This window comes from Nostoc commune NIES-4072 (assembly GCF_003113895.1).
GTDB classification, from domain to species: Bacteria; Cyanobacteriota; Cyanobacteriia; order Cyanobacteriales; family Nostocaceae; genus Nostoc; species Nostoc commune.
This window is the reverse complement of record NZ_BDUD01000001.1, coordinates 446179-462217: the sequence shown is the minus strand read 5'-3', so window position 1 is coordinate 462217 and position 16039 is coordinate 446179. Positions and strand designations below refer to the sequence as shown.

Here is a 16039-nt window from a genome sequence, read left to right as displayed (position 1 = left end):
TACTAGAAAAAATATTTAGTGAGCTTGCACCATGACCCAACAACTGCAACAACTACTCCAACTACTCAATCAGTCTCACGCACTTTTAGACCAAGCATTACCCGGATTTCTCACGAAGTTTGAAGAAATAGGGGTCAAAAACTGCCAAAATGTATATTGCAAAACAATTCCAGCAGTTTAAAGCATGACCCCAAATAAAAATCATTGTATACCGGAACAGTTCGTATTTGGACAAGTAGAGTCACGTCCAGTTGTAGTTAATTTCAAGGGTGAGCCTGTAACATCTGATGCAGGATTAATACTAATTGCGGAACTAGACAGAAAAAGAGAAATAACATCACGGCTGGCAGCATGTTTCAAAGATTACCGAGAGCCAAATAAAGTTTTACATCCAGTTCACAGCTTAATTGCACAAAGGATATATGGCTTAATCATGGGTTATGAAGATATAAATGACCATGAAACTCTACGTCACGACCCAATATTTGCGCTGACAGTTGGAAAAGTGATTAATTCAAAGCGAGAATCATTTAATTTGGCAGGAAAAAGTACCTTAAATCGTCTCGAACATTGTCCAGAAGAGGTAACTTCAAAAGAAAATAGTCGGTATCACCGTATTGAATATGATTCATCAGCGATAGAAACACTATTAGTTGAGCTATTTTTAGAATCCTATCAAAAGCCACCACGGCAGATAATCGTGGATTTAGATGTTACGGATAATTTAGTACATGGTTTGCAAGAAGAAACATTTTTTAATCCTTATTATAAAGGATATTGTTATGCTCCACTTTATATTTTCTGCGGTAAACAAATACTAGCCGCAAAACTTCGTGCATCTAACTTAGACCCGGCAGCATGGGGATTAGAAGAATTACAACGAGTCATAAAAATAATACGCTTGCGATGGAATAATGTAAAAATTACTATTCGAGGAGATAGTGCATATTCTAGAGAAGAGATTATGGCATGGTGTGAATCTCAAACTGGAATTGAGTATGTGTTTGGACTTCCTGAAAATAATCGCCTAATCCAGCTATCTCAGTCAATCAAGTATCGTGCATCCCAAGAATACTCAAGGAAAATTGAACCCGTAGTTGAGTTTTTTGAAAGCTTATTTCCCGGAGCGCCGGATTGGGGTAAAAGTAGCGAAGAGAGAATTTGCCGCCACGCAATGGCTGAAAAGCATATCTAGAAGGCATTTCAGAAAAAAAAGCTAATTTACTTACCAAAACTGTTATTGGAGATATCAGTAAATTATTTGAATTCTTGTAACCTTTGATTAACTTCATTAATGTCGAAGGTATCTGGACTAAAGCCTTCACCTACCCACTCCATCCTCTCTTCGTATTCTGGATGTGACGGTGAAGTAATTATTGAGAGTAACTCTGCATAGCCCCAAGAACCACCACAATCTTCAGGAGGACAAGCACGCTTCCCAGTGATACATATGGGGTAGTTTGTATCAGGAGTTGAGTTCAATTTTAGTGTATCAAATAACTTATACTTTAGCTGATACGATAATTAGATAAACTTTTGTATCCTATGGCTAGGGTGAGGAACGGTAAGGAGTGAAACGTCAATGGGATGCAGAAGAACTGGTAGAAAATTTTACGCTCCTGCCAACAGAAATGGCACTGCTGTCAAATAAAAATGAGGAAAATCGCTTGGGCTTTGCTGTGCTACTGAAATTCTTCCAGATGGAAGCAAAATTTCCCCGCACCAAACAGGAAGTTCCCAAACAGATTGTTTCTTACATTGCGAGACTTCTCTCCGTCTCGCCAAAACAATATGGTGAATACTCGTTTAATGGACGCACTATTGAACGTCATCGCGCTGAAATCCGTGAATTCTTTGGTTTTCGAGAATTCAATCCACAAGACAAAACAGAACTGATTGCTTGGTTGTGCGAATTTGTTTTGGCATACGACCGTCAAGCCTCCTCATTAGAAGCAGCAGTGTATCAACGTTTACGGCAGTTAAAGTTAGAACCACCAATACCTGAAGCGGTAGAACGGCTGATTCGGTCTGCGGTCGTCACTACTGAAAAACAATTCTGTGCTGGCATCTTCAAGCAAATTGAATCGGGAACGCTGACCAAAATGGATGCCCTTCTCAATACTCAAGATGCTCTAGATGATGACCAGAGCCAATTTAAACAGTCAGTCTTCAATTTTCTCAAAACAGACCCCGGTCGTACCAGTCTCAAGAGTATCTTCAAAGAAGTCTCCAAACTTGAATGTATCCGGGATTTGGGACTACCGACCAAACTGTTTGCTAACGTTCCCCCCAAAATTATTACTCACTACCGTCGGCGGGCAAGTGCAGAAACACCCCGCGAACTGCGTCGTCATCCTGCGAAAATTCGTTACACATTGGTTGCCGCTTTCTGTTGGCAACGCAACCAGGAGATTACCGACAGTTTGGTGGAGTTGCTCATTCAAATTATCCACCGCATTTATGTTAATGCCGAACGACGGGTGGATAAACAACTGTGGGATCAAAATTTGATGACAGAATGGCACATCCGTTATGGAGGTCGGGGAGTGATGATCTATTGGCACGTTGAGAAAAAATCTGCCTGCATCTACTCTCAACTTAAGACCTGTTCTTCTTCGGAGGTGGCAGCAATGATTGAGGGTCTCTTACGTCATTGCACTGATATGAAGGTAAAGAAAAACTATGTAGACACCCACGGTCAAAATGAAATTGCCTTTGGCTTCTGCCGTTTACTGGGCTTTGAGTTGATGCCTCGGATCAAGCGCATCGGCTCCCAAAAGTTATATCTACCCAGTGCTGGACAAAAACAAGATTTTCCTAATTTACAACTTGTACTGACTAAAGCGATTGATTGGGAACTGATTCGCCAACAGTATGACCAGATGATTAAATATACTACTGCTTTACGTTTAGGAACGGCGGAAGCAGACACGATTTTGAAACGTTTTAGCCGTTCTTCTCCTCAACATCCGACACAAAAAGCACTTTCTGAGCTAGGTAGAGCGGTTAAAACTATCTTTCTCTGTCACTACCTCAACTCTGAAGCATTACGGCGTGAGATTAATGAAGGGCTGACTGTGGTGGAAAACTGGAATAGTGCTAATGGTTTTATTTTTTACGGCAAAAACAGTGAAATTGCTACTAACCGCCTGGATGAACAAGAATTATCGGTTTTGTGCCTGCACCTGCTGCAAATCAGCCTTGTTTACATCAATACCCTAATGATTCAAAGGGTTTTGGCAGAAGCCACTTGGATGAAGCAGATGAGAAAAGAAGATTTCCGCGCATTATCACCGTTGATTTGGTTACATGTTAACCCTTACGGCACTTTTCGACTGGATATGAACGAGCGATTACAAATTGATGCTGCTAATGCTTGATTTTTTCTGAAACCTAATCTGGGTAAGATTTTCAGCCGTCATGTGGCGGCAAATTAGCTCTTCGCTACTTTTACCCCAATTAGCTCTTCGCTACTTTTACCCCTTCTTGGTAAACCAAAGGCAATGGAATTTGTTTACCAACATTCAACCCGGCCTTCTTCAACTCATAATCCAAGCACTCCTCATAAGCCGACTCCAACAAGGCAGGCCCCAAAGCAGTATGCACCCTCATCGCACAACCAATAATCACTCCACTCAAATCATTCTCTCTCATCCTCTGCGCTCCTCTGCGTTTCCCTCTGCGCCCCTCTGCGTTTAAAAATCTTTCACAAATTCCGTCAAGAACCTGAACGCCTTCAAAATATAACTAGCGCAATCTCTAGGTGAAGTATTATAAAACGATCGCCACGCACTCGCCTTATCCTCGTCATACCGATCGCTGCGATGAGTATGGTTTTCCAGCCACGCCAATCGCACTGCATGACCAATTAACACATCCAACACAATATATTCTTCAATTTGCAGCTTAGGATTATTGGCTGCGATCGCAGATAATTCTATTAATGCTTCAATATTTACTTGTCGATATTCTGGAGCTTCAATTTTATTCAGCAAATGCTCAACTAACAGAGCAAAATTTCTTTCCCCAGCTGTCATTTCCGACAACATTATCTCACTATCTAAACGATTGCGGCGCTCTAGCTTATCGCCAATTACTAAACCCTTGCAATGTTGCATTAATAGCCAAACTTGCTTAAAAAATTCTTTTGGTACGCGCCCCGTTGCACCCTCAGCTTGGCGAAACCGCCGCCAACCACCTGGCGGAACTTCTATTCCTTCGCCGATTCCTGGTAGCACTACCCAAGCAATATCACTTTCTTTTTGTTTGACGTGCAGTGATTCTTGCTGGCGTAACAGGTTACTCATGCCAGTATATCCAGTTAATACCTGACGCAAGCGCACTTTAACTTCAAAGGGTGAAAGTTGCATTAAGCGATCATAAGCTTCATCTTGAGTGACATGCAATTCTCGCGCTAGTTCGCTGGTGATTAATAAGATGAGATAGCCGACTCTCAGCGTTAGTAGTCCCTGAAATAGTTCGGGTTCTGAGCGAATTAAAATACCAACATAGATTAAAATCTCTTGAGTGAGGACGCGATCGCGGATATCCTCACGACAAAAATGATTAATTTTATCGGCAATCTCATCGTGGGACATGGGTACGGTAATTAAGGACGCTTCACTGTAAGCTTTACCCACAGCAATTTGTTTACCCCGTACCAAAATACTTGTGACTGCATCTGATAGGCTGATATCAACCATTTGTCGTAGCCCAGCAGCCCGACGCACTACTGCCCAAATGCCTAAATCTCCAGCTTTGGTATAAACTTCATCTAGTAAATCAGCAACGGTAACGCGATATCCTGGGCCACCATATCCTGTATCAAATTCCATTCCCTGCAAGCGAGTTAAAGTTTGCAATAACTCGATTTGCTCGTAGATATTCTCTGATGAGCGCAGATAAGAAAGTAATAACCCCAAGTTAGTTTCATACTCCATTTGAAATTCTTGGGTATGTCCTAAACGCCAGCTTTTCTCAGGATGATAAGCTAGATAATAGCAACGTGGGCTAGCATTTTTTACTGGCGATCGCGAGAATTCTGCATTGGGTAGAAAATCAATTCTTTGGATTCCAGCTGTCAGCATTAGCTGATTTAACCGCCCTAATTTCACCCGCACACCGTTACAAACACCATCTTTCAGTTCTTGCATCAATTCTAGTAATGCTTCTGAACCGGCTTCTAACATGGTATGCGTCAACATTAAAGTCAAGGTAGGACGACCTAAATCACTCCAATATTTTTGAATGTAAGCTAGTTCGCTTCTAATTTGATCCAGTAAAAAATGGTAATCAAGGGTTAAGTAAAACTGTTGAGAGTCGGAAAATGAAGGCAAAAATACAATTGTTTCACCGCTAATCCGAAAGATTCTAGATGTTGTTAAACTCCGCAACCTTCGCACTGGTCGTCCAGTTAAACCAAGTTTATCGTTACGTCCAATTTGGGTATACATAGCTGAAAATTCTCCAGCTTTCCTCACTTGAATCGGTTCTACTTGGGTGGGTGTTTGCGCTTCAATTCCGTGAACTTCTAGTTTTGTTTGTAAATTTTCATCTTCTGCTAATAAAGCAATTTGTACCAACGCCTCGCGCTGTTTGCCCACACACAAATGTCTTCCTAAAGGGTCGATATCACCAACCGCAATTAAACCTTCACTCAACATTTCACCAAGAAAATATAAACTCTGCGCCCACACCAAGGGAATATTTTCATTGGGTAAACGTGGTTGCGTTTGGGGTGCAAACTTTTCTGCTTCTATGTTTTCGGCTGGAACATAATAAAGTTCTGGCAATAAACGCAAGCCGTTTTGTTCGATAAGTAATGATTCTAAAAGATTTTGGTATTTTTTAACTTGTTCTTGTTCGCCGCGAAATAATCCATCTAGGACTAAATAAGTAAAAAATAACGGCCATTCGCATTCAATATGCTCAAATTGTTTGAGTTCCCACGGTTCGTAGTGTAAGCGATGATTATCTTCTAAAACGGTTTGGTGTCCATCACGTAGAAAGCGTTTGCAGCCGTATTTACCTGCGAGTTTATTGATGATATCGTTTAAAGTGCGATCGCGTAACTCCAAATCTTCCACTGCAAAGGCAGGATAACTAATAATACTTAACAGCGCCGCATCAATTTCTTTGGAACCAGATTCTCTCGGTAATAAGGATTCTAAAGTAATTCGGGCGCGGGCAATTTCATCTGGTAGCACATGAATTACCGATGCTTGACTACCACGCACACCAAACAAATCCAGTCCGTTGATAGCTTCTAAAGCAGCTTTTGCCATGCCTACAGAACTGGCATTTAACTCAGCACTACCACGATTAATTTTATTACCGCGTTCCCAAATGCCGTAATCTGGTGTGCGATAGGCTCGTCCAATGTAGTAAACCAAATTTTGGACAAAATTAACTTCATCAATGCTATAAATTATTGGCAATCCTGCTGCCGTCATTTGCGCCAACATCAGCAAAAATATAGATGTGGCATCAAGTTGCAAATGTCCCCATTCATTATCACCAACAACAATGTCACCGGTCGCGGTATTATATTTGGCGTGCAGTCCATCTAGTAGCGACTGAGTATGTTTAAATGTCTCTACTTTATGAGCTTGTCGCATCATTGCAAACAACAACCCGCGCATTAGTTTGATGACACTGTGTTCTAATTCATAGGTGCGTCCTTTGTCGTCGTCAATCTTGCGGTATGCAAGTCCTAAACCCCAAACTGCTAAAATGCTGTAAACATTGTCTCGCACCCAGGCATCAGTATAATCACCGTGGGCTGTAATCGCTGTACTCGCAGGTAGTAAACCAGTAATTGGATTCTGGCGAGTCAGAATGATCGTTTTGATTTGCTGGTAGTAATAGTCCAGGCGAGTTAGCAATTTGGTAGATGTTTTCATGGTTTGGTTCAGAGCAACTTGCAAAATTTGACCCTGTGACTGTCAACTGAATTACCTAAACCAAGCCAGAATAAGTTCTGTAATGGTTGACGGGAGAACAGCTAAGGGTGGTGTGAGTTTATTATTATCTCTTGTTAATACGCCTCTGGGTACTGAATTTTAGCGATTCCGAACTAAAATATGATATTTTTCAAACATTCTTTCATACGTATAATTATTTATACATAAATAATTGTTATCTTATGGGCTAGACAACAAAGCTTCCTTACTTGGAGCAAGCTATCTTAAATCGCTCCATAAAACAAAATTGTCTACAGATAATGCTGGAATCAATTGAAGTTCCAGTACAACAGTTAGTAGTTCCACTTATTTGTGATGGATTAGTTAATTTAGGCATTCAATCTTTTAAGATTGTCAAAATATACGGTAGAATAACAGGTAAAGATTTACCAGATTGGCAACAAGAAATTGAGTTAGAAGCACTAGTAAATTTAGCTGTACTAACACCTCAAACTAATATTGAAAGTGATTTTGCCGTACCTCTACTGGCGCAATGTCCAAAAATTGCTCATCTAGACGGGATAATTACACCAGCAGAAGCTAAGGTTATAGATTCTATTAACAAAAAGTTAAACTGTGATTTGGCTTTAATCAAATAACCTGAATACCGATGTTAAGATTTTTTAGCAAAGATGATCGCAACCCAATACTTGTCGGTTAAGGGGAAAAGGGAAAGGGGAAAGAAAAAACCTTTAACCTTTTCCCCAAACCAAATTCCGAGTTAAAAATCCTTAATTGAGCAGTATTGGATCGCAACCTCTACACAAAAGTGCGTAGACGCAAAGTCTCAAAATAGCTTCTGAAAGTGTATGAGTGATTTGGCTGAAGAATGGGAGTTTTGCTCATACCTGCATAATTCGTAATTCGTAATTCTTAATTGAGTTTTTTAACATATAGGACTAATATTTGATTTTTGAAAAAGCTCGGTACAGATTGAAAAGCCTAATTCTTAATTCCCTACTCCCCACTCCCCGCCCACATAGATAATTTCAAAAATCAAACACGATTCTTATAACATTAGATTTTAAATAGTTTCGTTTGTCATACGATTTGTATGACAAAAATAATACAAATCCTACCTCGTCAACAACTTCCGCCGCAGATTATCCAATGCTGCATTCGCGCTCACATGACGAATTAAAGTGCGTCCTCGCACTGTACCAAACTGATACTCAAAACTTGCCACTTCATCCTTTGGCCCAGCTAAACCAATATAAACTAAACCCACCGGCTTAGTATCTGTCCCTCCAGTTGGGCCAGCAATACCAGTAATACTCAATCCCCAAGTTGTTGCAAGGCGGGTTTTAACTCCAACAGCCATTTGCTCTGCAACAGTAGCACTTACTGCCCCAAATTTATCTAAATCTTCCTGGTTAACCCCCAATAGTCCAACCTTCACCGAATTGTCATAAGAAATTACTCCACCCCAAAAGTAATCTGAACTCCCAGAAATCTCAGTCAACATTTGCCCTAAACCGCCACCAGTGCAAGATTCTGCCACTGAAAGCGTTTCTTTTGATGCCCGCAACAACTGACCAACTACAGAAGCAAGAGTATCATTATTAACGCCGTAAAAATCCAGTCCGGCAATTTCTTTAAGTTGTTTTTCAATAGGTGCAATTAGGTCTTCTGCGGCTGCTTCAGAAGTGGCTTTAGCAGAAACTCGCAATCTTACTTCCCCTTTACCTGCATAAGGGGCTACTGTCGGATTTGGCAACTTCAAATAGGAAGCAACTTTTTCCGCCAAAGCAGATTCACCAATACCCCAAAACTTTAAACTCCGGCTGTAAATAATTTCTTTACCCCAACCTTGACTTTTGAGAAATGGCACGGCTGTTTCTTCCCACATTAGGTGCATTTCACTGGGAACACCGGGAAATGTAAAAATCGTGATTTCAGGGCGAGGTTGCCAAATAATACCGGGTGCTGTTCCAGTGGGATTGGGGAGAATTTCTGCACCTTGGGGAATCAAAGCTTGCTTGCGGTTACTTGGTGACATAACCCGACCACGTTGGGCGAATTTTTGGGTTATGTCTTCGATGATGTCAGAACGTTCTACCAACGGGACTTTAAAAAAATCGGCGATGGTTTCGCAGGTGAGGTCATCTGGTGTTGGGCCGAGTCCACCAGTGAAAATGAGAATTTGCGCTCTGGAAATAGCAATTTCTATAACTTGCTTCAAGCGTTCTGGATTATCCCCAACCACTGTTTGATAGTAGTGGGGAATTCCTAGCTGCGCTAATTGTTGCGCTAAAAATTGAGCATTGCCGTTGAGGATATCTCCTAGCAGCAGTTCAGTACCAACACAAATAATTTCTGCACTCATTGGAAGGAATAGTTAAGAGTTAGAAGTTAGGAGTTAGGAGTTAGAAGTTAGGAGTTAGGAGTTCAAAACTTAAAACTCATCACTCTTAACTCTTAACTCCTAACTAATTATCATCTCAGGCTAATGCTGGTACAGGAATTTCTAGGTGAGGATATAAGGGGAAGCGATCGCACAATGCTGCTACCCGTTGCCGACAATCTTGGGTTACTACGTCGGAATCTGGAGAAAGCAGGCGATCGCTAATAATATTTGCAATCTCGGTAAATTCTGCTTCTCCTAAACCTCGCGTGGTCATTGCTGGCGAACCTAACCTCAGTCCACTGGTAACAAATGGTGATTGCGGATCAAAGGGTATAGTATTTTTGTTAGCAGTAATATTCACAGTACTAACTAACTGATCTGCTTGTTTACCAGTTAAACCGACAGAGCGTAAATCCACTAGGATTAAATGGTTGTCAGTACCATTGGATACTAGCTTTAAACCCCGGTTTTGTAATTGTTCTGCCAAAGCACGAGCATTTTTAATCACTTGGGCAGAATAGGTTTTAAACTCAGGCTTTAGGGCTTCTCCAAAAGCTACTGCTTTTCCAGCAATGACATGTTCTAATGGCCCGCCCTGGCTACCAGGAAAAACAGATTTATCTAGCTTTTTGCCTAGTTCTGCGTCGCTGGTTAAAATTAAACCACCTCTAGGGCCGCGTAAAGTCTTATGTGTAGTTGTTGTTACTACATGACAATGAGGAATCGGATCGGGATGAAGACCACTAGCGACCAAACCAGCGATATGAGCAATATCGGCAAGTAAGTAAGCGCCGATTTCATCAGCAATACTACGGAACTTTTCAAAATCAATTATCCGGGGATAAGCTGAATAACCACAAATCAAGAGCTTAGGACGCTCCCTCAGCGCCAGCTCTCGAATTTGATCGTAGTCAAGTTGTTCTGTTTGTTCACTGACACCGTAGTGGCTAACTTGGAACCACTTACCTGAGACATTTACAGGTGAACCGTGGGTGAGATGTCCCCCATGAGACAAATCCATCCCCATAATTTTGTCTCCTGGTTGCAGCAGCGATAGGAACACTGCAAAATTGGCTTGTGCGCCAGAATGAGGTTGCACATTCGCATGAGCCGCCCCAAATATCTGTTTAGCACGATTGATTGCTAGCTGCTCAATTTTGTCGATATACTCACAACCGCCATAGTAGCGTTTACCAGGTAATCCCTCGGCATATTTATTTGTCAGTACTGAACCTTGAGCGGCTAGTACAGCAGCAGAGGTAAAGTTTTCGCTAGCAATCAACTCCAAGTGATCTCGTTGACGCTGTAGTTCCTCGTTGATTAACTCCGCGATCGCTGGATCGGTGGAGGTAAGAAAGTCTGAGTTAGTCTTAGTCACTTCAATTATCCTTGTGTCAATTTGTACAACGGCTGATTTTGGTTGGGTGCAGCACCTAACAGTCCACTCTCAAGAGTCCATAGCCCAAAGTCTATAGTTCAATGATTTTTGACTGCTCTACAGAGGCGATTAATCATCTCCGTACTATTGAGGTTTATTTGTGCCAACTTATTTATTATTAGACGATTAATTATCATAACGTTGCTTGTTGAGGCTGCGCTAAATAAAGCTTGTTGCGACGCCGAATAGCCCGTCGGAGACATCGCTCCTCTGTGAGACCAAAAGCTGAACGCTTTGGTAATTGACTGTGCGTAATACAGCATTTGCGAGGTTCCTTACTTTTTTGTAGGTCATAGATGTCAAGAAAGCTCTAATACCAATTCTGTATAAAGATGCACAGAATATTAAACGAACCGCCAAGATAGCCAAGAATAGAGAGTTACTCCTAAAGTGCAGCTTCGCATTAAATTGATATAACCTACTTGTCCCACCCTGATGAGACTTTTGCAAGAGGTCTAATATACAGCAGGAGTTAGGAGTAAAATTTGCTCTAGTTCCCTCATTAAAAAGGAGGGTTAGAGTGGATCAAGAATTAATCTAAATGTATTGATTTAAAAGCACTTTCATCTACGTTGGCTAGCAAAAACCCAGGCATTGCTATGAGCTAGATATCAATACTGCTCGGATAAGCAGGGGAGGCAGGGGAAGCAGGGGAGGCAGGGGAGGCAAAAACTCAACGCCAGCCTCCATTTCTCCCCCTGCTCCCCCTGCTTGCCTCAACCAAGAAATTCCTTAACCGAGCAGTATTGAGCTAGATATTATCAAAAATAGTCGGCTTAATAGCTGCTTATTAACACAGTTTTAGCGACGCCCGATAGCGTTCGCGTAGCGTCTTTGTAGAGAAGCGGTAGCGAGTCAGATGCTATCGAGCGTAATAGCCCGTCCTAGACATCGCTTTGAGTCTGAGAAACTAAACCAAACGATATAAATACTGATTTTCCGTTGGTTTTTAACCTTGGTTGCGATCAAAAAAATTTAAATACCTTTACCCTGATTAGCATTTTTCTTTTATGAGATTATAATCAATATATTCCCTTAAAACCTATGAGGAGTCTTTGATTGGTTTCTCGAAAAGCTACTTCCACCATCGCGGTGGTAGAGCAGTGTTGTGATGCTTATCGCGGATTTATCACTTGTGAGAAATTCGGGATAACTAAATTAGCTTTAAATTCCAGGAATTACGTATATTTTCACAAAAGATTAATATAAAAAGCAATTTTACCAAAGATTGTTTGAAATTAATTAAATTTTTTGTGAAATATGTCAATTATTTATTCAACTAGTCAAACTCACGTTTCAATATGCAATTAAACATCTATTCTGATGATAATTATCTTCCGAAAGGAATAGAGCCAGTTCCAATGCTTTATCCTTTCTGGAAACAGTTTATCCCTACTGAAAAATATCCTTGGTCTAGATTGTACAGCAAGTATATAGAGCTAAGTAATTCCCTTTTTAAAATGACTTCCTTAAAGGAAGCTGACTTAGTTATCATGCCTATAAACTGGAGAGCAATCAGAGGAGAAAGTTGGAAAAGTAAAGTTAATAAAGAAGCAGAAAATCTATCTATTGAATTTGCTGAAAAAGTAGCTAATAGCGGCAAAGAATTAGTTGTTTTTTTCGCAGGTGATTGTTGCGCCGAAGAAATTCCTATTAAGAATTCAATAGTAATGCGAATGGCAAAATATCGGTCAAAAAGGAAGCAAAAAGATATTATTATGCCTTCTTTTACTGAAGATTTTGTTGAAGAATATTTAGGAGGGCAAATGTCTCTCAGGCATAAATCTGAGAAACCTGTTGTTGGATTTTGTGGTTTAGCAGTACCGGATTCATGGGAAAAGAAATTAAAAACGGTTTTATTTCACGGGGTAATGTTAACCAAATCATTAGAGCTTGGAGTTTCGCCTTACAAAGGACAAATTTTGCGTAGTCAGGCTCTGAAAGTACTTGCAGAAAACCCCTCTTTAGTAAATACAAACTTTATCATCAAAAACGAAACAGTATTTCTAAATACACAAGATGTAGAGCAAAGACAGAAGGCTCGTGCTGAATATGTGAAAAATATGGTTGAGAGTGACTACATTTTGTGTTGTCGTGGTTCTGCAAACTATTCTATTCGACTATATGAAATCCTCAGTTGTGGTCGTATTCCAATTTTTATTGATACAGACTGCGTTTTACCTGACGAGTCTATAATAGACTGGAAAAAATATTGCGTATGGATAGATGAGAAGGAAATCTCACATATTGCAGAGAAAGTAGCTGAATTCCATAGCAATATTTCAGACCAAGAATTCTTAGATTTGCAGCATGAGTGCCGAAACCTGTGGAAGAATAGGCTTTCTGCTGAGGGATTTTATACTAATTTTAATCATCATTTTTCGACAAAATAATTCATTCAAATAAGTATTATCTCTAGAACGAAATAGCCCTAAGCTAAAACACAAAGGCGTAAAGCAAATTTTAGCACCTTTGTGTTTTGGGTTGAGGTAATTAGCTGCCCTTGGGTACAGTCTCTCCAGGGCCAGCAGTGACAATTATCAGACTTTCCGGCTTAATTAAATCTTCAATTGTCTGTTGCATCTGAGCCATTGTGACTGCTTGTATTTTCTGGGGAAAGTCTCGGATTTCTGAGCGTGAAAGTCCTAAGACAGCATTATCCAAAATAATGCTTGATACATCACTAGGATTAGCTAAATCCACAGGATAACTATTAGTAATTGAGCGTTTTGCTGCGTTAAATTCAGCCTCAGTCACTCCTTGTTCGCGCAACTGTTTGAGTAAGGCGAGAGTACTAGCGATCGCTTTTTGGGCATCACCAGGAGCAGTTTGCATCTGAATCAAGAACGGGCCAGGATTGATTCCGGCGGCAAAACCACTATAGATACCGTAGGTTAGACCTTGGCGATCGCGCACTTCCGTACCCAAACGGCTCGCTAAGGTATCACCACCTAAAATTTGATTCAGTACCCGTGCTGCATAATAACGTGGGTCTTTCCGAGAGATACCGTTGTAGCCGATGTAGGTAACAGCTTCGGATTTGCCAGGTATCACTTTGTTTAAGCGTGTCAAAGTTTGCGGAAGTGGCACGGATGGTATTTTGAGAACAGGTGGCTTACCTGTGGCTGACCATTTGCCAAATGCCTCATTTAACAAAGGTTTTACCTTAACTGGATCAAAGTCTCCAACTATTGCGATCGTTGTGTTATCTGGTCGGTAGTGTGTCTGGTAGAAACCAAGCAAATCATCACGAGTAATACTCTTTAAACTTTCGGCTGTAGGAAAGCTATGGAATGGATGATTTTCCGGGTAAATTGCTTGCTGAAATACTTGTCTTCCTAAACCTCTGGGGTCATCTAGGTGGACTTTGAGACTTGTCAGCGCCCGTTGGCGACTGAGTTCTAATTGGTCGGCTGGGAAAGTGGCGTTTTCTAATACATCTGCCAGAGTTTGAATCAATATCGGCAAGTCTGGTGAAAGTCCCTCACCGCTAACGCTAACTCCCTCACGGCTAGCACCAAAATTCAAATCGGCTCCCCGGTCTTCTAAGGTCTTTGCTAGGGTAAGAGCATTTTTAGTTTGCGTCCCATTCATTAAATTGACCGCAGTCAAATTCGCTAATCCAGCTTTTTGATTGCCGTCAAATTCACTACCAGCGTCAATTTGTCCACTCAGATTAATGGTGGGGAGGTTGCGATCGCGTAAAAGCAAAACCCGCAAACCATTATTTAAGGTAAACTCTTCTGGTAATGATTGTTTGCCCGAATCTGTCGCTGATGTGGCAGGTGGCAGATATTTGGCCAGTTCTGCTGGATCTACAGGCTTACCAGGGCTGAAATTTTCTACTGTGCGACCAGAACCAGCGCTGGAAGCCCCTGGTTTCCCATCTGGTTGAGTTGGCTCAAAGAAGCCGATGGTTTGTTTGGCCGGATTGAGGTAAGTTTTTGCTGCTTGCTGTACTTGGGCTGGGGTGACTTTAGCGATCGCAGCCAGATACTGTTCAATAAAACGATAATCGCCGGCCACAGTTTCGTTATATCCCAGTTGGCTTGCCTGACTAGTGATATCTTGGTTCCCCAAAACAAAGGAGGCTTGCAGTTGTGTCTTCGCCCGATTCAATTCTTCAGTAGTAACTGGCTGTTCTTGCAATTTTGCTAAAGATTCCTGAAGCACTTGGCCAATTTTCCCTAACTCTTGGCCCGGAGCCGCCGTAGCATTAATTTCATACCAGCCAGGTTCGATGAGTTCGGAAGCACTGCCACTCACTGAACTAGCGAGTCCAGATTCTACTAAAGCTTGGTAAAGCCTAGAACTACGTCCACCTGTGAGGATGGCATCCATCACATCAATTGCCGGCACATCAGGATGCTTGATATCTGGCAGAGGATACACTGCTTGCAATAGTGCTGCACTTCCAGGTTGCTTTAAAACAATCGGTGCTTTTTTAGTAGTGGGAGCAACCAAAGACGCGGCGACATTTCCTCTGTCTGTGTTCTGGCGTAAAAGCGTTCCCCTGCCCTCTTTCCCTCGTTTTGCCAACTTCCCATAAGTTTCTTTAACAACTTTGAGTACAGGTTCTGTGGCAAAATCCCCTGTAATCACCAAGGTGGCATTTTCTGGGCTGTAATAGGTTTGGTAATAATTCCGCACCTGCTCCACCGTGAATTTTTCTACATCTGCTTTTGTGCCTCCTACAGGTAAGCCGTATGCTCTATTAGGGAAAGCATCTCGCATCACTGCCCGACTCAGACGATAGCCTGGTGAATTTTCGTACCCCTGTAACTCGGAGATTACCACCCGCTTTTCACTTGTTAGTTGATCGGGGCCAACTAAGGAGTTTTTCATGCGATCGGCTTCCAATGTCAACAATGCTTCGAGTTTGTCTCGTTGCACTGTGCCAAAGTAAGCTGTTTCGTCATAACTAGTAAAAGCATTGAACTGGCTACCCAAGGCACTAAATAACCTGCCAAACTGCACAGGACGGTCAGTTGTACCCTTGAACATTAAATGTTCTAGCTGGTGAGAAATGCCATTCTCTCCCTTAACTTCGTTACGTGAGCCAACTTTATACCAAACTTGTACGCTCACTACTGGAGCAGTATGGACTTCTTTAGTTAGCACCGTTAAGCCGTTGTCCAATACCGTTTTTTGCACCCCTTGGGTGAATGAGACAGCAGATACAGGTGCGACTGCTGTTGGTGTTGCAGCATTGGTGAAATTGCCCGAAAAAGGCAAAATACTTAGCACAAGGCTAAGAAAAAACCCTACAAGTATATATGAGCGTAGCTTCAT

The 16039-nt window shown here is 41.5% G+C and carries 9 protein-coding genes and 3 pseudogenes; 6 read left to right on the top strand and 6 right to left on the bottom strand.

Translation table 11 applies throughout. The annotated features are described in order from the left end of the window. The first annotated feature begins 31 nt into the window (after positions 1–31). Together CDC33_RS38210 and CDC33_RS01980 are read left to right on the top strand one after the other, a co-directional pair. Complete coding sequence (locus CDC33_RS38210) at positions 32–181, top strand: hypothetical protein (RefSeq protein ID WP_181373866.1); 150 nt, start codon at positions 32–34, stop codon at positions 179–181. A gap of 3 nt (positions 182–184) precedes the next feature. After that, positions 185–1195 (top strand): IS1380 family transposase, encoded by a 1011-nt coding sequence (locus CDC33_RS01980; protein ID WP_244919108.1) that lies wholly within the window; start codon positions 185–187, stop codon positions 1193–1195. Positions 1196–1257: 62 nt separating this feature from the next. Here CDC33_RS01980 and CDC33_RS01975 read toward each other — a convergent pair whose 3' ends face one another. Next, entirely contained in the window at positions 1258–1482 is a 225-nt protein-coding gene (locus tag CDC33_RS01975) for a plasmid pRiA4b ORF-3 family protein (protein ID WP_109007066.1), read from the bottom strand. Positions 1483–1571: 89 nt separating this feature from the next. Between CDC33_RS01975 and CDC33_RS41850 the strand changes: the two are divergent. After that, positions 1572–2021: pseudogene (locus CDC33_RS41850) on the top strand (DUF4158 domain-containing protein); the annotation flags it as partial. Positions 2022–2495: 474 nt separating this feature from the next. Continuing rightward, a pseudogene (locus tag CDC33_RS41845) lies at positions 2496–3380 on the top strand (Tn3 family transposase); the annotation flags it as partial. Positions 3381–3483: 103 nt separating this feature from the next. On the opposite strand, the pseudogene CDC33_RS01965 reads toward CDC33_RS41845, so the two are convergent. Beyond that, positions 3484–3654, bottom strand: a pseudogene (locus CDC33_RS01965) (GxxExxY protein); the annotation flags it as partial. A gap of 41 nt (positions 3655–3695) precedes the next feature. Continuing rightward, entirely contained in the window at positions 3696–6902 is a 3207-nt protein-coding gene (locus CDC33_RS01960) for a glycoside hydrolase family 15 protein (protein ID WP_109007064.1), read from the bottom strand. A gap of 320 nt (positions 6903–7222) precedes the next feature. Here CDC33_RS01960 and CDC33_RS01955 point away from each other — a divergent pair, with 320 nt between their 5' ends. Next, a complete protein-coding gene (locus CDC33_RS01955; protein WP_109007063.1) occupies positions 7223–7561 on the top strand; it encodes a hypothetical protein in 339 nt (112 codons plus the stop codon). Positions 7562–8037: 476 nt separating this feature from the next. Here the strand turns inward: CDC33_RS01955 and CDC33_RS01950 are convergent, their stop codons facing one another. Continuing rightward, the gene (locus CDC33_RS01950; protein ID WP_109007062.1) at positions 8038–9288 is read right to left on the bottom strand and encodes a competence/damage-inducible protein A; all 1251 of its coding nucleotides are present in this window, start codon (positions 9286–9288) and stop codon (positions 8038–8040) included. A gap of 115 nt (positions 9289–9403) precedes the next feature. Continuing rightward, positions 9404–10687, bottom strand: a complete 1284-nt coding sequence (glyA, locus tag CDC33_RS01945; protein ID WP_109007061.1) for a serine hydroxymethyltransferase — start codon at positions 10685–10687, stop codon at positions 9404–9406. A 1361-nt stretch (positions 10688–12048) separates the two neighbouring features. On the opposite strand from glyA, the gene CDC33_RS01940 reads away from it, so the two are divergent. Then, positions 12049–13140 carry an exostosin domain-containing protein gene (locus tag CDC33_RS01940; protein WP_109007060.1) on the top strand — a complete coding sequence of 364 codons (1092 nt, stop codon included), beginning with the start codon at positions 12049–12051 and terminating at the stop codon, positions 13138–13140. Between the two features lie 100 nt (positions 13141–13240). On the opposite strand, the gene CDC33_RS01935 is transcribed toward CDC33_RS01940, so the two are convergent. After that, positions 13241–16039 carry a M16 family metallopeptidase gene (locus tag CDC33_RS01935; RefSeq protein WP_109007059.1) on the bottom strand — a complete coding sequence of 933 codons (2799 nt, stop codon included), beginning with the start codon at positions 16037–16039 and terminating at the stop codon, positions 13241–13243.

Coding starts and splice junctions, on each gene's coding strand:
- CDC33_RS38210 (WP_181373866.1), top strand. CDS start 32: ATGACCCAACAACTGCAACAACTACTCCAACTACTCAATCAGTCTCAC.
- CDC33_RS01980 (WP_244919108.1), top strand. CDS start 185: ATGACCCCAAATAAAAATCATTGTATACCGGAACAGTTCGTATTTGGA.
- CDC33_RS01960 (WP_109007064.1), bottom strand. CDS start 6,902: ATGAAAACATCTACCAAATTGCTAACTCGCCTGGACTATTACTACCAG.
- CDC33_RS01955 (WP_109007063.1), top strand. CDS start 7,223: ATGCTGGAATCAATTGAAGTTCCAGTACAACAGTTAGTAGTTCCACTT.
- CDC33_RS01950 (WP_109007062.1), bottom strand. CDS start 9,288: ATGAGTGCAGAAATTATTTGTGTTGGTACTGAACTGCTGCTAGGAGAT.
- CDC33_RS01940 (WP_109007060.1), top strand. CDS start 12,049: ATGCAATTAAACATCTATTCTGATGATAATTATCTTCCGAAAGGAATA.
- CDC33_RS01935 (WP_109007059.1), bottom strand. CDS start 16,039: ATGAAGCTACGCTCATATATACTTGTAGGGTTTTTTCTTAGCCTTGTG.